This is a genomic window from Enterobacter sp. JBIWA008, from assembly GCF_019968765.1.
Classification (GTDB): Bacteria; Pseudomonadota; Gammaproteobacteria; order Enterobacterales; family Enterobacteriaceae; genus Enterobacter.
In genome coordinates, this window is the sequence record NZ_CP074149.1 from 4265045 (window position 1) to 4288408 (window position 23364).

At 53.1% G+C, this 23364-nt stretch carries 23 protein-coding genes and 2 tRNA genes; 7 read left to right on the plus strand and 18 right to left on the minus strand.

What is annotated here, in order from left to right; all coding sequences use genetic code 11:
• Window positions 1–63 precede the first annotated feature (63 nt).
• The 7 genes from rpsO to KGP24_RS20705 all read right to left on the minus strand — a co-directional run bounded on the left by rpsO (window position 64) and on the right by KGP24_RS20705 (window position 6911).
• Window positions 64–333 carry a 30S ribosomal protein S15 gene (gene rpsO, locus KGP24_RS20675; protein WP_003861789.1) on the minus strand — a complete coding sequence of 90 codons (270 nt, stop codon included), beginning with the start codon at window positions 331–333 and terminating at the stop codon, window positions 64–66.
• A gap of 154 nt (window positions 334–487) precedes the next feature.
• Window positions 488–1438, minus strand: a complete 951-nt coding sequence (gene truB, locus KGP24_RS20680) for a tRNA pseudouridine(55) synthase TruB (RefSeq protein WP_223561665.1) — start codon at window positions 1436–1438, stop codon at window positions 488–490.
• Window positions 1438–1842 carry a 30S ribosome-binding factor RbfA gene (gene rbfA, locus KGP24_RS20685; protein WP_003024988.1) on the minus strand — a complete coding sequence of 135 codons (405 nt, stop codon included), beginning with the start codon at window positions 1840–1842 and terminating at the stop codon, window positions 1438–1440. Before rbfA ends, truB begins: the two co-directional genes overlap by 1 nt.
• An 89-nt stretch (window positions 1843–1931) precedes the next feature.
• Window positions 1932–4619 (minus strand): translation initiation factor IF-2, encoded by a 2688-nt coding sequence (gene infB / locus KGP24_RS20690; RefSeq protein WP_029739629.1) that lies wholly within the window; start codon window positions 4617–4619, stop codon window positions 1932–1934.
• 24 nt (window positions 4620–4643) lie between these two features.
• A complete protein-coding gene (gene nusA, locus KGP24_RS20695; RefSeq protein ID WP_029739628.1) occupies window positions 4644–6146 on the minus strand; it encodes a transcription termination factor NusA in 1503 nt (500 codons plus the stop codon).
• A 28-nt stretch (window positions 6147–6174) separates the two neighbouring features.
• A complete protein-coding gene (rimP, locus tag KGP24_RS20700; protein ID WP_014833432.1) occupies window positions 6175–6627 on the minus strand; it encodes a ribosome maturation factor RimP in 453 nt (150 codons plus the stop codon).
• A 207-nt stretch (window positions 6628–6834) separates the two neighbouring features.
• Window positions 6835–6911 (minus strand) — tRNA-Met (locus KGP24_RS20705).
• Between the two features lie 287 nt (window positions 6912–7198).
• Between KGP24_RS20705 and argG the strand changes: the two genes are divergently transcribed.
• Window positions 7199–8545, plus strand: coding sequence for an argininosuccinate synthase (argG, locus tag KGP24_RS20710; RefSeq protein WP_223561666.1), 1347 nt, complete (start codon window positions 7199–7201; stop codon window positions 8543–8545).
• Between the two features lie 152 nt (window positions 8546–8697).
• On the opposite strand, the gene KGP24_RS20715 is transcribed toward argG, so the two are convergent.
• The 6 genes from KGP24_RS20715 to rlmE all read right to left on the minus strand — a co-directional run bounded on the left by KGP24_RS20715 (window position 8698) and on the right by rlmE (window position 14290).
• Window positions 8698–8784 (minus strand) — tRNA-Leu (locus KGP24_RS20715).
• Between the two features lie 9 nt (window positions 8785–8793).
• Window positions 8794–9126 carry a preprotein translocase subunit SecG gene (gene secG, locus KGP24_RS20720; protein WP_023309338.1) on the minus strand — a complete coding sequence of 111 codons (333 nt, stop codon included), beginning with the start codon at window positions 9124–9126 and terminating at the stop codon, window positions 8794–8796.
• A 223-nt stretch (window positions 9127–9349) separates the two neighbouring features.
• The gene (gene glmM, locus KGP24_RS20725) at window positions 9350–10687 is read right to left on the minus strand and encodes a phosphoglucosamine mutase (RefSeq protein WP_223561667.1); all 1338 of its coding nucleotides are present in this window, start codon (window positions 10685–10687) and stop codon (window positions 9350–9352) included.
• On the minus strand, window positions 10680–11528 hold the full coding sequence (gene folP / locus KGP24_RS20730) for a dihydropteroate synthase (protein ID WP_223561668.1): 849 nt from the start codon (window positions 11526–11528) through the stop codon (window positions 10680–10682). Before folP ends, glmM begins: the two co-directional genes overlap by 8 nt.
• Before the next feature lie 98 nt (window positions 11529–11626).
• Window positions 11627–13561, minus strand: coding sequence for an ATP-dependent zinc metalloprotease FtsH (gene ftsH, locus KGP24_RS20735; RefSeq protein WP_010436002.1), 1935 nt, complete (start codon window positions 13559–13561; stop codon window positions 11627–11629).
• 102 nt (window positions 13562–13663) lie between these two features.
• Window positions 13664–14290, minus strand: a complete 627-nt coding sequence (gene rlmE, locus KGP24_RS20740) for a 23S rRNA (uridine(2552)-2'-O)-methyltransferase RlmE (RefSeq protein ID WP_003861812.1) — start codon at window positions 14288–14290, stop codon at window positions 13664–13666.
• Window positions 14291–14417: 127 nt separating this feature from the next.
• Between rlmE and yhbY the strand changes: the two genes are divergently transcribed.
• Window positions 14418–14711, plus strand: a complete 294-nt coding sequence (gene yhbY, locus KGP24_RS20745; protein WP_003861814.1) for a ribosome assembly RNA-binding protein YhbY — start codon at window positions 14418–14420, stop codon at window positions 14709–14711.
• A 151-nt stretch (window positions 14712–14862) separates the two neighbouring features.
• Here yhbY and greA read toward each other — a convergent pair whose 3' ends face one another.
• Window positions 14863–15339 (minus strand): transcription elongation factor GreA, encoded by a 477-nt coding sequence (gene greA, locus KGP24_RS20750; protein ID WP_014171793.1) that lies wholly within the window; start codon window positions 15337–15339, stop codon window positions 14863–14865.
• 226 nt (window positions 15340–15565) lie between these two features.
• On the opposite strand from greA, the gene dacB reads away from it, so the two are divergent.
• From dacB to pmrB, 3 genes are read left to right on the plus strand one after another with little or no spacing between them, the layout of a single operon-like run.
• Window positions 15566–16999, plus strand: coding sequence for a serine-type D-Ala-D-Ala carboxypeptidase (gene dacB / locus KGP24_RS20755; protein ID WP_032659718.1), 1434 nt, complete (start codon window positions 15566–15568; stop codon window positions 16997–16999).
• Window positions 17000–17001: 2 nt separating this feature from the next.
• Entirely contained in the window at window positions 17002–17664 is a 663-nt protein-coding gene (gene pmrA, locus KGP24_RS20760) for a two-component system response regulator PmrA (protein ID WP_023333595.1), read from the plus strand.
• Window positions 17661–18704 carry a two-component system sensor histidine kinase PmrB gene (gene pmrB / locus KGP24_RS20765; RefSeq protein ID WP_223561669.1) on the plus strand — a complete coding sequence of 348 codons (1044 nt, stop codon included), beginning with the start codon at window positions 17661–17663 and terminating at the stop codon, window positions 18702–18704. The genes pmrA and pmrB overlap by 4 nt, the downstream gene beginning before the upstream one ends.
• A gap of 33 nt (window positions 18705–18737) precedes the next feature.
• Here the strand turns inward: pmrB and cgtA are convergent, their stop codons facing one another.
• From cgtA to rplU, 4 genes are all read right to left on the minus strand, one after another.
• On the minus strand, window positions 18738–19913 hold the full coding sequence (gene cgtA, locus KGP24_RS20770) for an Obg family GTPase CgtA (RefSeq protein WP_094934465.1): 1176 nt from the start codon (window positions 19911–19913) through the stop codon (window positions 18738–18740).
• A gap of 15 nt (window positions 19914–19928) precedes the next feature.
• Window positions 19929–20894: a DMT family transporter gene (locus tag KGP24_RS20775; protein WP_148243334.1), complete on the minus strand. Its 966-nt coding sequence runs from the start codon at window positions 20892–20894 to the stop codon at window positions 19929–19931.
• 96 nt (window positions 20895–20990) lie between these two features.
• Complete coding sequence (gene rpmA, locus KGP24_RS20780) at window positions 20991–21248, minus strand: 50S ribosomal protein L27 (protein WP_004385076.1); 258 nt, start codon at window positions 21246–21248, stop codon at window positions 20991–20993.
• Between the two features lie 19 nt (window positions 21249–21267).
• Window positions 21268–21579: a 50S ribosomal protein L21 gene (gene rplU / locus KGP24_RS20785; RefSeq protein WP_010436026.1), complete on the minus strand. Its 312-nt coding sequence runs from the start codon at window positions 21577–21579 to the stop codon at window positions 21268–21270.
• Window positions 21580–21836: 257 nt separating this feature from the next.
• Between rplU and ispB the strand changes: the two genes are divergently transcribed.
• Entirely contained in the window at window positions 21837–22808 is a 972-nt protein-coding gene (ispB, locus tag KGP24_RS20790; RefSeq protein ID WP_223561670.1) for an octaprenyl diphosphate synthase, read from the plus strand.
• Between the two features lie 229 nt (window positions 22809–23037).
• Window positions 23038–23325, plus strand: coding sequence for a DNA-binding transcriptional regulator SfsB (gene sfsB, locus KGP24_RS20795; protein WP_223561671.1), 288 nt, complete (start codon window positions 23038–23040; stop codon window positions 23323–23325).
• Window positions 23326–23364: the final 39 nt, after the last annotated feature.

Below are 23364 nucleotides of genomic sequence, written 5' to 3' on the forward strand. Positions count from 1 at the left end.
GAATTGCTGCCGTCTGGTTGAAAAAAGGGGCCATCAGGCCCCCTTTTCTGAAACTCGCAAGAATTAGCGACGCAGACCCAGACGCTCGATCAGCGCGGTGTAGCGTGCAACATCTTTACGTTTCAGGTAGTCGAGCAGTTTACGACGCTGAGAAACCATACGCAGCAGACCACGACGGCTGTGGTGATCTTTTTTGTGCTCTGCAAAGTGACCCTGCAGGTGGTTAATCTGTGCAGTCAGCAGTGCAACCTGAACTTCGGTAGAACCGCTGTCGTTAGTACCACGACCAAACTCAGAAACGATTTTAGCTTTAGCTTCAACGCTTAGAGACATTTTCAAACTCCAAAGTATAAAGAATATAAGGATGCCGATCTCTAATTCAGCAATCCCATGTACGCCCCGCAGATTGTTAAACAATTTACCAGGCGTTAAGCGGCGATATTCTACTCGTCTCCCCTGCTTATCGCAAGGTGAGCCGTTATCACCGTCACGCGTCGACCGGATATTCGACGACCAGACGACGGGGCGCAACGCGCCCTTCGCCATCCATTTCGCCCATACCAATGAATTTCCCTTCGTCACCTTCGGTCACGCGTACCAGTCCTTCCAGCGGCGCTTGTGCCGTACGAACCGGGTTGCCGTTCTTAAAGTAAATAGACGATGTTAAAGGAAGATTAACAACCGGGAAGTCCGCTGCCGGACTGTCCATCGGCATCAGCAATGGATCCAGTAAATCTGCCGGCGCGCTCCCCTGCGCTTCCGCCTGTTCTACCAGCTCGCGCAGATATTCCAGGGTCACCATCCGCTCCACCGGATACTTACTCACCGCCAGACGACGCAGGTAAATCACATGCGCGCCGCAGCCCAGCTTTTCACCGAGGTCGTCGATGATGGTGCGAATATAGGTCCCTTTCGAACAGTGCACTTCCAGCTCCAGCTCATCACCTTCGTGGCGAATAAACAGCAGCTCATACACGGTTATCGGACGGGCTTCACGCGGGACTTCAATACCCTGGCGCGCATATTCGTAGAGCTTCTTTCCCTGATATTTCAGCGCCGAATACATTGAAGGCACCTGCATCGTGTCCCCACGGAAGCTATCCAGCGCAGCATCAAGCTGTTCTGCGCTGAACGTCACCGGACGCTCTTCCACGACCTGGCCATCCGCGTCGGAGGTGTCCGTGCGCTGGCCCAGCTTAGCGATAACGCGGTAACGTTTATCGGAGTCAAGCAGGTACTGGGAAAACTTTGTTGCCTCTCCCAGGCAGACCGGCAGCATGCCGGTCGCCAGCGGATCGAGTGCACCAGTGTGGCCCGCGCGGTTGGCGTTATAAATGCGCTTAACTTTTTGCAGCACGTCGTTGCTGGAAGCGCTCTGGGGTTTATCCAGCAGCAGCACACCATGCACGTCGCGACCACGACGACGAGGACGACTCATTAGTCCTCCTTGCTGTCGTCCGCCGGGTTAACACGACGCTCGTCGTCATGTTTAACCACGCTGGTCACCAGGTTGGACATACGCATACCTTCGACCAGCGAGTTGTCGTAGAAGAAGGTCAGTTCAGGCACGATACGCAGGCGCATCGCTTTGCCGAGCAGGGAGCGGATGAAACCAGAGGCTTCCTGCAGCGCTTTAATGCCGTTTTTCACTGCCGCTTCGTCCTGATCGTTCAGGAAAGTGACGAACACTTTTGCATAGGCCAAATCGCGGGACATTTCGACACCGGAAACGGTGGTCATCATGCCGACGCGCGGGTCTTTAATTTCACGTTGCAGAATGAGTGCGATCTCTTTCTGCATTTCCTGCGCTACGCGCTGAGGGCGACCAAATTCTTTCGCCATAATAAATTCTCCAGACAAAAAAGGGGCTAAAAGCCCCTTTTAAAATTATTGCCGGGTGGCGCGAGGCGATCCCGGCTTACAATCGGTAATTAAGCGATGGTACGCTGAATTTCGATGATCTCGAACACTTCGATCATATCGCCAACGCGAACGTCGTTGTAGTTCTTCACGCCGATACCACATTCCATGCCGTTACGGACTTCGTTAACGTCATCTTTGAAGCGGCGCAGGGATTCCAGCTCGCCTTCGTAGATAACCACGTTGTCACGCAGTACGCGGATTGGGTTATGACGCTTGATGTTACCTTCGGTAACCATACAGCCCGCGATCGCACCGAATTTCGGTGATTTAAACACGTCACGTACTTCAGCCAGACCGATGATCTGCTGTTTCAGCTCAGGAGACAGCATGCCGCTCATCGCTGCTTTCACTTCGTCGATCAGATTATAGATGACGGAGTAGTAGCGCAGATCCAGACTTTCGGCTTCAATCACTTTACGCGCAGATGCATCCGCACGAACGTTGAAGCCAACCAGGATAGCGTTGGAGGCAGCAGCCAGGGTTGCGTCGGTTTCGGTGATACCACCTACGCCAGAACCGATGATCTTCACTTTCACTTCGTCGGTAGACAGTTTCAACAAGGAGTCGGAGATCGCTTCCACAGAACCCTGAACGTCAGCTTTCAGAACGATGTTCACTTCGTGAACTTCGCCCTCGGTCATGTTGGCAAACATGTTCTCGAGTTTAGATTTCTGCTGACGAGCCAGTTTAACTTCACGGAATTTGCCCTGACGATACAGTGCCACTTCACGCGCTTTCTTCTCGTCACGCACAACGGTCACTTCGTCACCAGCAGCCGGAACACCGGACAGACCCAGGATTTCCACTGGAATGGACGGACCCGCTTCCAGGACTTCCTGACCCAGTTCGTTACGCATCGCACGAACGCGGCCATATTCGAAGCCACACAGAACGATGTCGCCCTTGTTCAGCGTACCTTCGCGTACCAGAACGGTTGCAACCGGGCCACGACCTTTATCCAGGAAGGATTCGATCACCGCGCCGCTCGCCATACCATTACGGATCGCTTTCAGCTCCAGTACTTCAGCCTGCAGCAGAATCGCGTTCAGCAGGTCGTCGATACCGGTACCCGCTTTAGCAGATACTGGGATGAACTGCGCTTCACCGCCCCACTCTTCCGGCATAACGCCGTACTGAGACAGTTCGTTCTTCACGCGGTCCAGATCGGCTTCTGGCTTATCGATTTTGTTGACTGCAACAACCAGAGGCACCTGCGCCGCTTTCGCGTGCTGAATAGCTTCGATGGTCTGTGGCATCACGCCGTCGTCCGCTGCAACAACCAGTACAACGATATCCGTTGCCTGAGCACCACGAGCACGCATTGAGGTAAACGCCGCGTGACCTGGGGTATCCAGGAAGGTGATCATGCCGTTTTCGGTTTCTACGTGGTAAGCACCGATGTGCTGGGTAATACCACCCGCTTCACCAGAGGCAACCTTAGTAGAACGAATGTAGTCAAGCAGAGAGGTTTTACCGTGGTCAACGTGACCCATGATGGTCACAACTGGTGCACGCGGTTCAGCCGCAGCGCCAGTATCACGGTCGCTCATTACCGCTTCTTCCAGCTCGTTTTCACGACGCAGGATAACTTTGTGGCCCATCTCTTCAGCAACCAGCTGTGCGGTTTCCTGATCGATCACCTGGTTGATGGTCGCCATGGCGCCCAGCTTCATCATCGCTTTGATGACCTGAGAGCCTTTAACCGCCATCTTGTTCGCCAGATCGCCAACGGTGATGGTTTCGCCAATCACGACGTCGCGGTTAACGGCCTGAGCAGGCTTCTGGAAGCTCTGCTGCAGAGCGGAACCTTTACGCTTACCGCCTTTACCGCCGCGAACAGCAGCACGTGCTTCTTCACGGTCAGCTTTGGATTCAGCGTGCTTGTTGCCTTTTTTCGCCGGACGCGCAGCTTTTGCATTACGGCCACGGCCACGACCGCCTTCAACTTCACGGTCGTTATCATCTTCAGCCTGACGCGCATGCTGAGAAGTGGTCACGTGATAGTCGCTGGTGTCTTCAGTCGGCTCAACGGTATTCACACCATTCTTCTCGTTTTCTTCTGCCATACGGCGCGCTTCTTCGGCGACGCGGCGAGCTTCTTCTTCCAGCTTACGGCGGGCTTCTTCTTCCGCTTTACGCTTCAGCTCGGCAGCTTCATTTTCACGGCGGGCTTTTTCAGCCTGGGCGGTTTTGGTCATTTCGTCTGTCTGTTGATTGCTCACTTTGTCTTTTTCCGCAGCGTCACGCTTCACTTTATCACTTGCGTCGCGTTTCGCTTTTTCTGCGGCCTCACGTTCAGCTTTTAATTCTGCTTCACGTTTGGCGGTTGCTTCCGCCTCACGCTGAGCTTGTTCTTCCGCTTCACGCTGTGCCTGCTCTTCCGCGGCAAGGCGTTCTGCCTCTTGCGGATCACGTTTTACAAAGGTGCGCGTCTTGCGGACTTCAATTTGTACCGATTTGCTTTTGCCACCGGTCCCAGGGATGTTTAACGTGCTACGCGTTTTGCGCTGCAGCGTTAACTTGTCAGGCGTAGAACCGTGTTCACGGTTCAGGTGCGTTAACAAGGTTTGTTTTTCTTGCGCGGTCACCGAGTCATCAGCGGACTTCGGGATCCCTGCATCAGCAAATTGCTGTACCAGGCGGTCCACGGAGGTCTGAATCTCAGCAGCCAGCGATTTTACAGTTACATCAGTCATGCTGTTCCTTCCTGCTACAGTTTATTACGCTTCGTCGCCGAACCAGCAAATATTACGTGCGGCCATGATGAGCTCGCCGGCTTTCTCGTCGGTTAAACCTTCGATATCAGCCAAGTCATCAACGCCTTGCTCAGCGAGATCTTCCAGCGTACAAACACCACGGGCAGCCAGCTTGAACGCAATCGCACGATCAAGACCTTCCAGATTCAGCAGGTCATCAGCCGGCTTTTTATCGCCAAGGCTTTCTTCCTGAGCCAGCGCCAGGGTGGTCAGTGCGTTTTTAGCGCGTTCACGCAGGGCTTCAACGGTTGGTTCATCCAGACCGTCAATTTCCAGCAGCTCTTTCATTGGCACATAGGCCAGTTCTTCCAGCGTAGAGAAACCTTCTTCAACCAGAACAGTGGCGAAGTCTTCGTCAATATCCAGGTATTTGGTGAAGGTATCGATCGCCGCATGGGCTTCAGCCTGATGCTTAGCCTGCAGGTCATCAACGGTCATTACGTTGAGTTCCCAGCCGCTCAGCTGTGACGCCAGGCGTACGTTCTGACCGTTACGGCCGATTGCCTGCGCCAGGTTGCCCGCTTCAACGGCGATATCCATGGTGTGTTTGTCTTCGTCAACAACGATAGACGCCACATCAGCTGGAGCCATTGCGTTGATGACGAACTGCGCCGGGTTGTCATCCCACAGAACGATATCAATACGTTCGCCGCCCAGCTCAGTAGAAACGGCCTGGACACGCGCACCGCGCATACCGACGCAAGCACCGACCGGATCGATACGCTTGTCGTTGGTTTTCACCGCAATTTTCGCACGGGAGCCCGGATCGCGAGCCGCCGCTTTAATTTCGATAACTTCTTCACCGATTTCCGGTACTTCGATACGGAACAGTTCTACCAGCATTTCTGGTTTAGAACGGGTCACGAACAGCTGTGCACCACGTGCTTCAGGGCGAACGGCGTACAGAACACCGCGAATACGGTCGCCCGGACGGAAGTTTTCACGCGGCAGCATATCTTCACGCAGGATCACGGCTTCAGCGTTACCCGGCAACCCTTCGGATTTGATCTCCAGGGAGATGTTGTCGCGGTTCACTTTCTTCACCACGCCAGTGATGATCTCGCCTTCCTGATCGCGGAACTGATCGACAACCAGCGCGCGCTCGGCTTCGCGCACTTTCTGCACGATAACCTGTTTAGCGGTCTGAGTCGTGATACGGTCGAAGGTAACAGATTCAATCTGATCTTCAACGTACTCACCCACGTTCAGACTTTCGTCTTCAAAACGGGCAGCTTCCAGCGTGATCTCTTTGGTCGGCTGGGTCACTTCTTCAACGATTACCCAACGACGGAATGTATCGAAGTCACCGCTTTTACGATCGATTTCTACGCGAACATCGATCTCTTGTTCGTATTTTTTCTTGGTTGCTGTAGCCAGTGCACTTTCCAGCGCTTCGAAAATCTTCTCACGCGGCAGTGATTTCTCGTTGGAGACGGCTTCAACAACAGCCAAAATTTCTTTGTTCATCGCGGGCTTTTCACCTCAATCCAGACTGTTAAAAGTGGGGAACCAGGTTCGCCTTCTGGATATTACTCAGCGCGAACACTTCATCTTTGCCTTCGACTGTCACCGTGATCATTTCACCATCAACGGCTTTGATAATTCCCTGCCATTTACGGCGGTTCTGTACGGCCATACGCAGAACGAGAGCCACTTCTTCACCGGTAAAGCGCACATAGTGCTCGGCCGTGAACATCGGGCGATCGAGGCCAGGTGAGGAAACTTCCAGGTTATACGCAACGGTAATTGGGTCTTCAACATCAAGAACCGCACTCACCTGGTGGCTGACATCAGCACAATCATCAACATTGATGCCATCTTCACTATCAATATAGATGCGCAGCGTCGATGTACGGCCGCGAACGAATTCGATGCCGACCAGTTCGTAGCCCAGTGCTTCGACCGGTGCAGTAATCATCTCTGTTAATTTTTGCTCTAATGTGGACAAGCCCACCCCCAAGACATAAAAAAAGGGCGTAAAGCCCAGTTATTCTGTAGTCAGATAACAAAAAACCCCGATAAATCGGGGCTTTAGATAACTGAACCCTATAGCCACAACTGTGGCCTGGAGCACTTTCCGAAAGAATTTTTTCAAATCCAGCTACGAAGGCTCTAAGTCTTCACAGTATATTTGAAAAAGAACTTTATGGGAAAGTGGTTGCGGGGGCCGGATTTGAACCGACGACCTTCGGGTTATGAGCCCGACGAGCTACCAGGCTGCTCCACCCCGCGCCTGAAACGTGGCAAATTCTACGCGTTTTGGACAGAATTTGCAAATAATGCTGGGATTTGGTACCGAAGACGGGACGTAAAATCGGCGTTTAGTATATTGATAGTTGCCCCCACCTGTCAACCTAACTTCCGCCAGATCAATTAGACCAAATTTTTTACAAAAAACGCGCGACTCTCTTCCGGTCTTCGCCAAAAGATGATTAAATGAATACTCACTTATTTTGCATAAAAATGCACAAGAGAGCGAAAGCGGTCTCTAATCAGTCAATCAAGCAGGGTTTTATTCTATGACGACGATTCTCAAGCATCTTCCGGTAGGACAACGTATTGGCATCGCTTTCTCAGGCGGCCTGGATACCAGCGCTGCACTGCTGTGGATGCGCCAGAAGGGAGCGGTTCCGTATGCCTACACTGCGAACCTGGGTCAGCCGGATGAGGACGACTACGATGCCATTCCTCGTCGCGCTAAAGAGTATGGTGCGGAGAACGCGCGCCTGATTGACTGCCGTAAGCAACTGGTCGCTGAAGGCATCGCGGCTATTCAGTGTGGTGCGTTCCATAATACCACCGGCGGCCTGACCTATTTCAACACTACCCCGCTGGGCCGTGCAGTCACCGGCACCATGCTGGTTGCGGCGATGAAAGAAGACGGCGTCAACATCTGGGGTGACGGTAGCACCTATAAAGGTAACGATATTGAACGTTTCTATCGCTATGGCCTGCTGACCAACGCCGAACTGCAGATCTACAAGCCGTGGCTGGACACCGACTTCATCGACGAGCTGGGTGGCCGCCATGAGATGTCCGAGTTTATGATCGCCTGCGGTTTCGATTATAAGATGTCAGTCGAGAAAGCCTATTCCACCGACTCCAACATGCTGGGTGCGACGCACGAAGCGAAAGACCTGGAATTCCTGAACTCCAGCGTGAAGATCGTTAACCCGATCATGGGCGTGAAGTTCTGGGACGAGAACGTCAAAATCCAGGCTGAAGAAGTGACCGTGCGTTTCGAACGCGGCCATCCGGTTGCGCTGAACGGTAAAACTTTCTCTGATGATGTTGAGCTGATGCTGGAGGCTAACCGTATTGGTGGCCGTCACGGTCTGGGTATGAGCGACCAGATTGAAAACCGTATTATCGAAGCGAAAAGCCGTGGCATCTATGAAGCCCCGGGAATGGCACTGCTGCACATCGCTTACGAGCGTCTGCTGACCGGCATTCACAACGAAGACACCATTGAGCATTATCACTCACATGGCCGTCAACTGGGTAAACTGCTGTATCAGGGCCGCTGGTTCGATCCACAGGCGCTGATGCTGCGTGATGCGCTGCAGCGTTGGGTGGCAAGCGCGATCACCGGTGAAGTGACGCTGGAACTGCGTCGCGGTAACGACTACTCCATCCTGAACACCGTGTCTGACAATCTGACCTATAAAGCAGAGCGTCTGACCATGGAGAAAGGTGAATCCGTGTTCTCACCGGACGATCGTATTGGTCAGTTGACCATGCGTAACCTGGACATCACCGATACCCGCGAGAAGCTGTTCAACTATATTGAGAATGGCCTGCTCTCCGCGAATTCCGGTAACGGTCTGCCGCAGGTTGAAAACCTGGAGCATAGCGATAAGAAGTAATCGCTATTCAGAAATGCAGAAGGCACCCTAAGGGTGCCTTTTTCATGGTTTTCGTAGGGCGGGTGGCGCTGCGCTTACCCGCCCTACGAAAACCATCACAAGAATATACAGACGAAAAAAAGACGTCTTTCGACGTCTTTCTTCTGGAATATTGGTACCGAGGATGGGACTCGAACCCACAAGCCCGTTAGGGCACTACCACCTCAAGGTAGCGTGTCTACCAATTCCACCACCTCGGTACAGAATACTTAGTGCGGGATATCGCTGGTTGGCTTAGCCGGTGCAGCTGGCTGAGTCTGCTCAGTTTTTGCTGGCGCGCTCAGGTTTTCCCACTCGCTTCCTTTACTGGTCTTGTTGCTGTTGATATTGCCAAGCACAAGGCTGATGATGAAGAACAGCGTAGCCAGAATCGCCGTTGTGCGGGTCATGAAGTTCGCAGAACCACTTGAACCAAACAGCGTACCGGAAGCGCCTGCTCCGAAGGAGGCTCCCATATCAGCGCCTTTACCTTGCTGCAGCATAATCAGCGCTACGAGAGCGATGGCTACAATAAGGAAAACAACTAAAAGAGCTTCGTACATAATCAACCTGTTCCTTGCGGATTTGCCGCATACCAATGCTTCGACCAATTAGCAGGATTTTTGTTTCCCACTGAAGCGGGTGTGAATACTAACCAAAGCGAATGACCTTCGCAAGGGCATTTTTGACGCATTGTATCAACTGCGGAAAAAAACAGCAAAAAGCCATTAGTTGCTTAAAACAAAGGCGACAAAAGCCGCCTTTTTATACATTTAGCGCGCACAATTATGCAGCTTTCACAGCATCCGCAATACGGTGTGCAAATTCGGTTACCTGCGCTTCGTCTTCACCTTCCACCATCACGCGGATCAGCGGTTCGGTACCGGACTTACGCAGCAGCACGCGTCCACGATTGCCCAGGGCCGCTTCAACGTCAGCCATTACCGCTTTCACGTGCTCATTTTCCAGCGGATCGCCTTTACCGGCAGTGAAACGTACGTTCACCAGGATCTGTGGGAACATTTTCATGCCGCTGCACAGATCGTGCAGGCTCATATGGTTGCGCGCCATAGCAGCAACCACCTGCAGGGCGGCCACGATACCGTCACCGGTGGTGGTTTTGTCGAGCAGGATCACGTGACCCGAGTTTTCTGCACCGATACGCCAGCCCTTCTCCTGCAATTTTTCCAGCACATAGCGGTCACCCACTTTCGCGCGGACAAACGGAATACCTAGCTGTTTCAGCGCCAGTTCCAGGCCCATGTTGCTCATCAGCGTGCCCACCGCACCACCGCGTAGCTGGCCCTGACGCAGACCTTCACGTGCAATGATGTAGAGGATCTGATCGCCGTCGACCTTGTTACCTTCGTGGTCGACCATGATCACGCGGTCACCGTCGCCGTCAAGGGCAATACCCAGATCGGCTTTCTCCGCCAGAACACGCGCCTGCAGGGCGCGAACGTCAGTTGCCCCCACCTGCTCGTTAATGTTCAGACCATCCGGCTCACAGCCAATGGTGATCACTTTCGCCCCCAGTTCGCGGAAGACATTCGGGGCGATGTGATAGGTCGCGCCATTAGCACAGTCCACCACAATTTTGAGGTGAGCGAGGCTCAGCTCATTCGGGAAGGTGCCTTTACAGAATTCGATATAACGACCCGCCGCATCAACGATACGGTTCGCTTTACCCAGCTCTGCGGAATCAACACAGGTGATCTCTTTTTCCATTTCGGCTTCAATAGCCTCTTCCACGTCATCCGGGAGCTTGGTGCCGTCAATGGAGAAGAATTTAATGCCGTTGTCGTAGAACGGGTTGTGAGAAGCCGAGATGACAATCCCCGCTTCCGCACGGAAGGTGCGCGTCAGATACGCGACTGCAGGCGTTGGCATTGGGCCCGTAAAGGAGGCGGAAAGTCCAGCAGCCGCCAGCCCCGCTTCCAGCGCTGATTCCAGCATATAGCCCGAAATACGGGTGTCTTTACCGATAATGATCTTACGTGAACCATGACGCGCCAGCACTTTGCCAGCAGCCCAGCCGAGCTTCAGGACAAAATCAGGGGTGATGGGAGCATCGCCTACACGCCCACGGATACCATCGGTACCAAAATATTTACGATTACTCATAGCGTTTGTTTTCCTTCGCTGCCAGTGTGGCTTCCACCACACGCATAGCTTCTACTGTTTCTTTGACGTCATGGACACGAATTATGTGCGCGCCCTGCATCGCCGCAATCACCGCGCAGGCCAGGCTGCCGCTCAGGCGTTCGCTCGGCCCCACGTTCAGCAACTGCCCAATCATCGATTTTCTTGACATCCCCACCAGCAGCGGCAGGTCAAAGTGATGGAATTCCGATAAGCGCGCAAGCAACGCATAATTGTGTGAGAGATTTTTACCGAAACCGAACCCCGGGTCGAGCAGCAATTTCTCTTTTGGGATACCTGCACGTTCACAGCGCGCGATATGCTCAATAAAGAAGCGATTCACGTCGGCGAAGACATCGTCATACTTCGGTGCTTCCTGCATGGTTTTTGGTTGACCCTGCATGTGCATCAGGCATACCGGTAACCCCGTCTCTGCCGAGGCTTCAAGTGCGCCAGGCTCGGTGAGTGAGCGAATATCATTAATAATGTGAGCGCCCACTCTCGCAACTTCACGAATCACTTCGGGTTTAGAGGTATCTACGGAGATCCATACTTCAAACCGCTGTGCGATGGCTTCAACCACCGGCACCACGCGCGCCAGCTCTTCTTCCACTGACACTTCCGCCGCACCTGGACGCGTCGATTCTCCGCCAACGTCAATGATGGTGGCACCCGCATTAATCATTAAATTCGCGTGCTTAACCGCCTCGATAAGCGTGTTATGCGTGCCGCCATCAGAGAAGGAGTCAGGGGTAACATTCAGGATCCCCATCACATGGGGGTGTGAAAGATCGAGATGCGAGTCCTGAGCGAATAGTTTCATGGCGAAATCCCTGGTATCTATATCGTTAAACAGAAATGAAAAACCCCGGAGCAAGCTCCAGGGTTTGAGGTACAGACAAACGCTTCAACAGCAGTGACTTACTTATCGCCCAACTGTTCTGACATGGTGTTGCCCGGGTTTGGCGTACGCGGTTCATCAACCGGACGCGGCGCACGCGGGGTGCCATTGTTGTCAGAATTATTGGAAGCGCCTGGGTCTTCCCAGCCTGCTGGCGGACGCACTTCACGGCGCGCCATCAGGTCGTCAATCTGCGGTGCATCGATGGTCTCATATTTCATGAGCGCATCTTTCATCGAATGCAGGATGTCCATATTGTCGTTCAGGATCTGGCGAGCACGCGCATAGTTACGCTCTACCAGAGATTTTACTTCCTGGTCGATGATACGAGCCGTCTCATCGGACATATGTTTCGCTTTAGCCACAGAACGGCCCAGGAATACTTCACCCTCTTCCTCTGCATACAGCAGCGGACCGAGTTTGTCAGAGAAGCCCCACTGCGTCACCATGTTACGCGCCAGGTTTGTCGCAACTTTAATGTCGTTGGACGCACCGGTAGAAACATGTTCCACACCGTAGATAATCTCTTCTGCCAGGCGACCACCGTACAGGGTAGAAATCTGGCTTTCCAGTTTCTGACGGCTGGCGCTAATCGCGTCGCCTTCAGGCAGGAAGAAGGTCACACCCAGCGCACGACCGCGCGGAATAATCGTCACTTTATGTACCGGATCGTGTTCCGGCACAAGGCGACCGATAATCGCGTGACCCGCTTCGTGATATGCCGTGGACTCTTTCTGCGCTTCCGTCATCACCATGGAGCGACGTTCCGCACCCATCATGATTTTGTCTTTAGCTTTCTCGAACTCCACCATCGATACGACGCGCTTGTTACCGCGAGCGGCAAACAGTGCAGCTTCGTTGACCAGGTTCGCCAAGTCCGCGCCGGAGAAGCCCGGGGTACCGCGCGCAATGATTGCCGCATCGATATCCGGCGCCAGCGGTACGCGACGCATGTGAACTTTCAGAATCTGTTCACGACCGCGAACGTCCGGCAGACCCACAACAACCTGACGGTCGAAACGGCCTGGGCGCAGCAGCGCAGGGTCAAGTACGTCCGGACGGTTAGTTGCCGCGATAACGATGATACCTTCGTTACCTTCGAAGCCGTCCATTTCAACCAGCATCTGGTTCAGCGTCTGTTCACGTTCATCGTGACCACCGCCCAGGCCTGCGCCACGCTGGCGGCCCACGGCGTCGATTTCATCGATGAAGATAATGCACGGTGCTGCCTTCTTGGCCTGCTCGAACATGTCACGCACACGAGATGCACCGACACCCACGAACATTTCGACGAAGTCAGAACCTGAAATAGTAAAGAATGGCACCTTCGCTTCACCTGCGATGGCTTTCGCCAGCAGGGTTTTACCGGTACCCGGAGGGCCAACCATCAGCACGCCTTTCGGGATCTTACCGCCCAGTTTCTGGAAACGGCTCGGTTCACGCAGGTATTCAACCAGTTCACCCACCTCTTCTTTCGCTTCGTCACAACCGGCGACGTCAGCGAAGGTGGTCTTGATCTGGTCTTCCGTCAGCATACGCGCCTTGCTCTTACCGAACGACATGGCACCTTTGCCACCGCCGCCCTGCATCTGACGCATAAAGAAGATCCAGACGCCAATAAGAAGCAGCATCGGGAACCAGGAAATGAAGATAGAAGCCAGCAGGCTTGGTTCTTCTGGCGGCTCGCCAACTACCTTGACGTTTTTGGTCAGAAGGTTATCAAGCAGCTTAGGATCGTTCACCGGGATGTAAGTCGTGTAACGGTTACTATCTTTCTTGGTAACGTTGATCTCACGTCCGTTGATACGCGCTTCGCGAACCTGGTCCTGATTGACCTCCTGCAGGAAGGTAGAATAATCCACCTTGCGGCCATTCGACTCGCTGGGCCCAAAGCTCTGGAATACTGACATCAGCACAACGGCAATGACCAGCCAGAGTATTAGGTTTTTCGCCATGTCACTCAAGGGATTAACCTCATATTACAACTGTGTTAAAAACAGCGTCAGGATACTCTATATCCAGTTTCATTCAAACTTTCGCCTGAAATCTACCAGTTATCATTTTCGCCCGGTCGCTACAATATACACTTCTCGGGAGCGGGCCCGGGAAGAGTCCGGCTTACGAACTTTCACCTTCGCAAACAGGGAGCGAATTTCCTTAAGATACTCCTCGAAACCTTCGCCCTGAAACACCTTCACAACAAAACTACCACCAGGCGCTAGTACATCACGACACATTTCTAACGCTAGCTCCACCAGATACATGGCGCGGGGGATATCCACCGCCGGTGTTCCGCACATATTTGGTGCCATATCTGACATGACAACCTGGACCTTACTGTCACCTACACGATCAAGTAACGCTTTCAGCACTAATTCATCACGAAAGTCGCCCTGAAGGAAGTCGACACCAACGATGGGATCCATTGGTAAAAGATCGCACGCGATGATTCGGCCCGTTCCGCCGATCTGCGTTACCGCATACTGGGACCAACCGCCAGGTGCCGCACCGAGGTCAACAACCGTCATCCCCGGCTTAAAAAGTTTGTCACTTTGCTGTATTTCATCAAGTTTAAACCAGGCACGGGAACGCAACCCCTTTTTCTGTGCCTGTTGAACATATTTATCGCTAAAGTGTTCCTGAAGCCAGCGGCTGGAGCTGGCAGAACGCTTTTTACCTGTCATTTAACATTTCCGTCCTGGTTCATCGTTACCTGCCTGTGACGTAAATTTCTACGCAGCTATTTGGCGATATAAGGGAGATGGCGGTAGAATGAACCGTTTTCAATCCCAACGTAAGCAAAAATATACGATGAATCTGAGTACTAAACAAAAACAGCACCTTAAAGGTCTGGCACATCCGCTCAAGCCTGTAGTGATGCTTGGCAACAATGGTTTGACCGAAGGGGTGCTTGCCGAGATTGAACAAGCGCTGGAACACCACGAGCTGATCAAGGTGAAAATCGCCTCTGAAGACAGAGACACTAAAAACCTGATCGTGGAAGCCATCGTGCGCGAAACCGGCGCCTGTAATGTACAGGTCATCGGTAAAACGCTGGTGCTCTACCGCCCATCTAAAGAGCGTAAAATCTCGCTGCCACGCTAAGGATATCCTGAATCAAACACATTTTCTGTGTGAAACGAGGGATTTCTGTCAGCAGGCGAGCAAAATGCCATGCTCCTTGAGTTGATAAAAGGCCGCTATGCGGCCTTTTTCTTTTCTTTACAATGTATCAACATCTTAGTAGAGAAGCGAATTACAGGTATTCAACCTTAATAATTTCGTATTCCACTTCACCGCCAGGGGTGCGGATGGTGACAACATCGTCCTGCTCTTTGCCAATCAGGCCGCGAGCAATCGGAGAGTTCACTGAAATCAGGTTCTGTTTAAAGTCAGCTTCATCATCACCCACGATGCGATAGGTCTGCTCTTCGTCGTTGTCCAGGTTCAGCACGGTCACGGTAGAACCAAAGATCACACGCCCATTGTTAGGCATTTTGGTGATATCAATAACCTGCGCATTGGACAGTTTTGCTTCGATATCTTTAATACGCCCTTCACAGAAGCCCTGCTGCTCACGCGCGGCGTGGTATTCAGCATTCTCTTTCAGGTCGCCATGCTCGCGTGCATCCGCGATAGCGGCGATGATTTCAGGGCGACGCACGGATTTCAGGAAATCCAGCTCTTCGCGCAGTTTTTCGGCACCACGTAAGGTCATCGGAATAGCTTGCATTTGTTATACCTCTTAAACATTCCTGTGGGAGCAGTGTTCCCTGCTCCTGCCCCCCTAAGCGGGCAAGAAGCAAAAAGAAAACCGACCCGGGAGCAATGCCCCAGGTCAGCAGCAATTTTCAATTTGATATGCATTTTACCGCGAAGTTCACTATGGGTCATCGTTTACTTTGCAGTGCCATGCACCGTAGTATGACGGTTTGTTTTCGGGTTGTTAGCGCGAGATTATGCGATTTTCCAGATTTATCATCGGATTGACTACCAGTATAACGTTCACCGCTCAGGCCGCGAATGTTGATGAGTACATTAATCAGCTCCCCGCAGGCGCGAACCTTGCCCTGATGGTGCAGAAGGTTGGCGCACAGGCTCCCGAGATTGACTATCATAGTCAACAGATGGCGCTGCCTGCCAGTACCCAAAAGGTGATTACTGCCCTCGCCGCTCTGCTCCAGCTCGGTCCTGACTTCCGTTTTACGACCACACTCGAGACCAAAGGTAACGTCGAAGGTGGCGAACTGAAAGGCGATCTTATCGCCCGTTTTGGCGGCGATCCGACCTTTAAGCGCCAGGATATCCGCAATATGGTTGCGGTACTGAAAAAATCTGGCGTGCAAAAAATTGATGGTAATGTGCTGATCGACACGTCTATTTTTGCCAGCCACGATAAAGCCCCTGGCTGGCCGTGGAACGACATGACCCAATGTTTTAGCGCCCCACCCGCCGCCGCTATTGTTGACCGTAACTGCTTCTCGGTTTCGCTTTACAGCGCGCCAAAGCCAGATGATTTAGCGTTTATCCGCATAGCGTCCTATTACCCGGTCACAATGTTTAGCCAGGTCCGCACGCTCGCGAAAGGTTCCCCGGATGCGCAATATTGTGAGCTGGACGTCGTGCCAGGCGATCTTAACCGCTTCACGCTTACCGGCTGCCTGACGCAGCGCGCCGATCCGCTGCCGCTGGCCTTTGCGATACAGGATGGTGCAAGCTATGCGGGTGCCATTCTGAAAGATGAACTGAAACAAGCGGGCATAACTTACACCGGGACGCTGCTTCGCCAGACGCAGGTCAACCAGCCCGGCACGGTCATCGCCAGCAAACAATCTCCTCCGCTGCACGATTTACTGCGAATCATGCTGAAAAAGTCGGACAATATGATTGCCGACACCGTATTTCGCATGATTGGTCACGCGCGTTTCGGCGTGCCGGGAACCTGGCGCGCGGGTTCAGACGCCGTTCGTCAGATCCTGCGCCAGCAGGCCGGGATCGAGCTGGGTAATACCATCGCCGTCGATGGCTCCGGGTTATCGCGTCATAATTTGATCTCTCCGGCCACGATGATGCAGGTGCTTCAGTACATTGCACAGCATGACACTGAGCTAAACTTTATTTCAATGCTGCCGCTGGCCGGACATGACGGTTCACTGCAATACCGTGCCGGACTTCACGCTGCCGGCGTGGATGGTAAAGTATCCGCTAAGACAGGCTCGCTGCAGGGGGTTTACAACCTTGCAGGTTTCATCACAACTGCCAGTGGACAACGCATGGCATTCGTGCAGTATCTTTCCGGCTATGCCGTCGAACCGACCGACCAGCGCAATCGTCGTATTCCGCTGGTTCGCTTCGAAAGCAGGCTTTATAAGGACATCTACCAGAATAACTAGCGATGAAACTACTCATAGTTGAAGACGATCTGTTATTGCAGGAAGGGCTGGCGCTCGGGCTGGCCAATGAAGGGTATGCCCTCGACTGTGCCGGCACCGCAGCGGAGGCGGACTCCCTGATTCAGAGCGGCGAATACAGTCTGGTGATCCTCGATTTGGGCTTGCCAGATAAAGACGGCGCCACGCTGCTCAGCCAGTGGCGACGCCGCGGCATCGCCAACCCGGTATTGATCCTGACGGCACGCGATGCCATTGAGGATCGTATCACCGGCCTTGATGCTGGTGCAGATGATTACCTGGTGAAGCCTTTTGCGCTGGCGGAACTGCAGGCTCGGGTGCGAGCGTTGATTCGCCGCTATCAGGGCCATAGTGATAACTTACTGACCGACGGCGATATTACGCTGAATCTGCAAACCCAGCAGGTATTGCGCCAGGATCAGGCGGTAGAGGTGACGCCAAAAGAGTTCGCCTTGCTTACGCGTCTGATCATGCGCAGCGGGCAGACGGTGCACAGAGAAACGCTCCAGCAGGATATCTACTCCTGGCAAGACGATCCGGGGTCAAATACCCTTGAAGTTCACATTCACAACCTGCGTCGCAAGCTCGGCAAGGACAGAATCAAAACCGTCCGTGGCGTTGGCTATCGCCTTGAGAGCCAGAAATGAACAGCATGCGTCGGCGTTTGATGGTGCTGCTGGCGGTTATTCTCTTATTTTTCCAATTGATAAGCGTCATCTGGCTGTGGCATGAAAGCCGTGAGCAGATTGGTTTCCTGGTGAATGAAACGCTGTCGGCAAAAGCGCGCAATAACCATGTCGAAAAAGAGATCCGCGAGGCGATTGCTTCCCTTCTCGTCCCTTCTCTGGTGATGGTCGGTTTCACGCTGCTGTTTTCATTCTGGGCGGTCACCTGGATAACCCGACCGCTGAATAAACTGCGTGACAGCCTGGCTAACCGTTCGGCGGATAACTTAACTCCGCTTCCGATGTATTCCGACATGGAAGAAATCGGCGCAGTGACAACCTCCCTGAACCAGCTGCTCGCCCGGCTGGACAATACCATTCAGCAGGAGCGCCTCTTCACCGCTGACGCCGCACACGAGCTTCGAACGCCCCTTGCCGGTATACGGCTCCATCTGGAGCTCATGGCGCAGTCAGGCGCGCCACAGGCCGCGACGTTAATCAGCCGTATCGATCAGCTCATGCATACCGTTGAGCAACTGCTGATGCTTGCCCGTGCCGGACAGGCAATGGCGAGCGGCCACTACGAAACCGTGAGCTGGACGGAAAATATCATTGAACCTCTCGGCCTTGGCCATGAAGCCAAAGAGCATACGGTGATTTGGCCCGCTAAAAGCGCGCTCACGGTGCAGGGAGACGCCGTGCTCCTGCGCCTGATGCTGCGCAACCTGCTTGAGAATGCCGGGCGCTACAGCCCGACAGGGACAACGATTACCGTGACATTAACCGAGGTCGACGGGGGCACACAGATCAGCGTTATCGATCAGGGGCCAGGGATTGATGAAGCGCACCGACAGTCAATTACCGAGCCATTCCGCCGTCTTGACCAGCGCTACGGTGGCAGCGGTCTGGGACTGAGTATCGTACAGCGCATCGTCCAGCTTCATCACGGCAGGCTGACGCTTGAGAATGGTGATGAAGGCGGCTTAATCGCCAGCTGCTGGCTGCCTTCAACGCTGGAATAAAAAAAGCCCCCATAAGGGGGCTTTGGACAGATATTAGTGCTTGTAGATGAACTCGACGCCTTCTTCGTCGTCTTCATCCCAGTCATCGTCCCAGTCTTCATCATCGTCTTCCGCTTCCAGCTCTTCGAGCTGCTGGCGGTGGTAGTCATCCCACATGAATTCGACTTTTTCAGGCTGCTTCGCTTCTTCCGCCTGAACAACTGGGTTCTCAATGATGAAGGTCATCACATCCCAGCACAGATCTTTCACGCCAACCTGGCTTGCCGCAGAGATCAGGTAGTATTTATCTTCCCAACCCATCGCTTCAGCAATCGCTTTGGCTTTCGCTTCCGCTTCGGCTTTATCCATCAGGTCGATCTTGTTGAAGACCAGCCAGCGTGGTTTGTTCGCCAGTTTTTCGCTGTATTTTTCCAGCTCACCGATGATGATGCGGGCGTTTTCAACCGGATCGGAACCGTCGATAGGATCGATATCAATGAGGTGCAGCAGCACGCGGCAGCGCTCAAGGTGTTTCAGGAAGCGAATACCCAGACCCGCCCCTTCCGCAGCGCCTTCAATCAGGCCCGGAATATCGGCAACCACAAAGCTCTTCTCGTTATCCATACGGACAACGCCCAGGCTTGGTACCAGCGTGGTAAACGGATAGTCCGCCACTTTTGGTTTCGCCGCAGAAACGGCGCGAATGAACGTCGATTTACCGGCGTTTGGCATACCCAGCATGCCCACGTCTGCCAGAAGCATCAGCTCCAGCTGCAGGTCACGCTTATCACCCGGCGTACCCATCGTTTTCTGACGCGGCGTACGGTTAACGGAGGATTTGAAACGGCTGTTACCCAGACCGTGCCAACCGCCTTTAGCCACCATCAGGCGCTGACCGTGTTTGGTCATGTCACCCATGGTTTCACCGGTTCCCTGGTCAATCACACGCGTACCGACCGGAACTTTAATGGTGACGTCTTTACCGCGTTTCCCGGTACAGTCACGGCTCTGACCGTTCTGGCCACGTTCAGCGCGGAAGGATTTTTCGAAACGGTAGTCGATCAGCGTGTTGAGGTTCTCATCCGCCTCCAGCCACACGTCACCACCATCCCCGCCGTCTCCGCCATCAGGACCGCCACGTGGGATATACTTTTCACGGCGGAAGCTCACGCAACCATTGCCGCCATCACCAGCCACGACCAGGATCGTCGCTTCATCAACAAACTTCATTTTACTCTCCGTAACTCATTCGCCTGAGCGGGGGACTACTACAACCGCTTCATTTTTGCGCCAACGTCCCCAAAGACGATGACCAATGGCGGAATACATCGCGCCCGCAACCACGACAAACGCACCGAGATAACCCAACAGGTTAAGCATCGGTCTGACGAAGACATCGGGCCAGGCCATTGATAACAAATCTGAAAATAACAGCGTAAACAGCGGAGTAAGCGTAATTAACGCGCTCACCTGTGCTGCCTGCCAGCGCGCCATCGCTTCGGCCAGCGCGCCATAACCTACCAGCGTGTTCAGCCCACAAAAAATAAGGCACGCCAGTTGCCAGTCGCTAAGCTGGGTAATCACACCCGGCTTAGCTAATGGCAGCAATGCTACTGTACATAAAGTGTACAGCAAAAAGAGGATCTGCTGTGAGGCAAGTCGACGCAATAACACCTTTTGTGCGACACCATAGCTCACCCAGACCGTTGCTGCCCCCACACCGAAAATGACACCCCATGTGTAATCTGTCAGGCGGGTGAAAATCTCTATCAGACTGGTGTTGAAGAACATCACCAGACCGCACAGCAGCATGCTCGCCCCGATAATCTGCGTACCTCGCATCTTCTCCTTGAGGATAAAGACGCTGGCGACCATCATGCCCACCGGTGAAAGCTGACCTATCACCTGCGACGCCGTGGGGCTGAGATACTGCAGGGAAGAGCTGAACAGGATGAAGTTACCGAACAGACCACCCGTCGCGATAGCCAGCAACACCAGCCAGCGCGGTTTACGGAAGAGGCGCAAGGGTGGAAGCTTACCTTTGATAGCCAGAATGGCCCCGAGGCCGATGCTTGCCATCAGAAAGCGATAAAAGACCACCGTAGGCGGCTCCATCACTTCCAGTACCTGCTTCATTGCAATTGGCAGCGCACCCCAGCACATTGCGGTGGTGAGCGCCAAAAGAATACCCATGCCGGCCTGCTGCTTCATGCCCGTTTTCCCTACAGAAAAAATTACCGGGTTTCCAATGTAAAAAGCCCCGCAACAGGGTGCGGGGCTTTAATCCGTTACCGGACCGAGAAAACCTTACTCAGCAACGATGCTGATGTATTTACGGTTGTTCGGGCCTTTAACTTCAAATTTCACTTTACCGTCTGCTTTAGCAAACAGAGTGTGGTCACGACCGCAACCTACGTTGTTGCCAGCGTGGAATTTGGTGCCACGTTGACGAACGATGATGCTACCCGCCAGAACGGATTCGCCACCGAAACGCTTAACGCCAAGGCGTTTAGCTTCTGAATCGCGACCGTTACGTGTGGAGCCGCCAGCCTTTTTATGTGCCATTTAAATCTCTCCTCAGGTCTTAGGCGCTGATGCCAGTAATTTTCACATCAGTGAACCACTGACGATGGCCCTGCTGCTTACGGTAGTGCTTACGACGACGAAACTTAACGATTTTAACTTTCTCGCCACGACCGTGTGCAACAACTTCAGCTTTGATAACGCCGCCATCAACGAAAGGAACGCCGATTTTGACTTCTTCACCGTTTGCGATCATCAGAACTTCTGCGAACTCAACAGATTCGCCAGTTGCGATGTCCAGCTTTTCCAGGCGAATGGTCTGACCTTCGCTTACTCGGTGTTGTTTACCACCACTTTGGAAAACCGCGTACATATAAACTCCGCTTCCGCGCACGTCCTCGTATGAATCAGAGTGCGCTATAAATATTCACAATAGGGCGCGAATATTACGCAAAACGCGAGCCTTTGACAAGTGCTACCGTCAATACATGAAGAAAAAAAACACAACACGTACGGTAACGTTTATCTGTGCCGTTTTTTCAGTACAATCAGCACTACTATTGATAAACCAAAACTCTTCGTTACCCCATTGAAGATGGGATCAACAGGATAAAAAGCCCGGCTTTTGCGATGAATTTAGAAAAAATCAACGAGTTAACCGCGCAAGATATGGCGGGTGTGAATGCAGCAATCCTGGAGCAACTCAACTCTGACGTTCAGCTGATCAATCAGTTGGGCTATTACATTGTCAGCGGCGGCGGTAAGCGCATTCGCCCGATGATTGCCATTCTGGCTGCCAGAGCCGTTGGTTATCAGGGAAATGCCCACGTCACGATCGCCGCACTCATCGAATTTATCCACACGGCGACGCTTCTCCACGATGACGTTGTGGATGAATCGGATATGCGTCGTGGCAAAGCCACAGCAAACGCCGCTTTCGGGAACGCAGCCAGCGTCCTGGTGGGCGATTTTATCTATACCCGCGCCTTCCAGATGATGACCAGTCTGGGCTCCCTGAAAGTGCTGGAAGTGATGTCCGAAGCCGTAAACGTCATCGCTGAAGGCGAAGTTCTGCAGCTGATGAACGTCAACGACCCTGACATCACCGAAGAAAACTACATGCGCGTTATCTACAGCAAAACCGCACGCCTGTTTGAAGCGGCTGCCCAGTGTTCCGGCATTCTGGCTGACTGTACTGAAGCACAGGAAAAAGGCCTGCAGGACTATGGCCGCTATCTGGGTACGGCATTCCAGCTGATCGATGATTTGCTGGACTACAGTGCAGACGGCGAAACGCTCGGCAAAAACGTGGGCGATGACCTGAACGAAGGTAAACCGACCCTGCCGCTGCTACATGCTATGCGCAACGGAACAGCTGACCAGGCGAAAATGATCCGTGAAGCAATTGAGCAGGGAAATGGCCGACATCTTCTGGAACCTGTACTGGAAACCATGGCTATCTGCGGATCGCTTGAATGGACGCGTCAGCGTGCGGAAGAAGAAGCAGACAAAGCCATCGAAGCGCTTCAGGTCATTCCGGACAGCCCATGGCGCGAGGCACTCATTGGTCTTGCCCACATCGCCGTTCAGCGCGACCGTTAATCCCCTTGTTTCTCCCCGCAGCGATAGCGGGGAGATTCCAGTACACTCATGAAAATTCCGCGTTCATGTAAATTCATCGGTTTAGAGACCGCATGAATAAAGCCGTGTCTTATTCTGAATATCCCTTCAAGTAACGCGAACTTTTTAGAACAAGAGGTTGAAATGGGTATAGTAACCCCGTCGTTTCAGAAGAAACGGCGTAGGTGAATCCGAACTTAAGGACGGCGTTATGGATACGAAATTTATCGACTGGCACACGGCTGATATTATTGCCGCACTGCGCAAAAGAGGCACTTCACTGGCAGCAGAGTCTCGCCGCCATGGACTGAGTTCTTCAACTCTGGCAAACGCCCTCACTCGCCCCTGGCCCAAGGGAGAGTTAATTATCGCGACGGCGCTGGATATACATCCTTGGGTGATTTGGCCTTCGCGTTACCACGATCCCATTACCCATGAATTTATCGACAGATCGCGCATGATTCGCCAGAAAAAGGCAAAAAGTGAACCGCAGGAATAATGCGTTTTTGACAGGAACAGCAACCCCCCGGTCATTGCT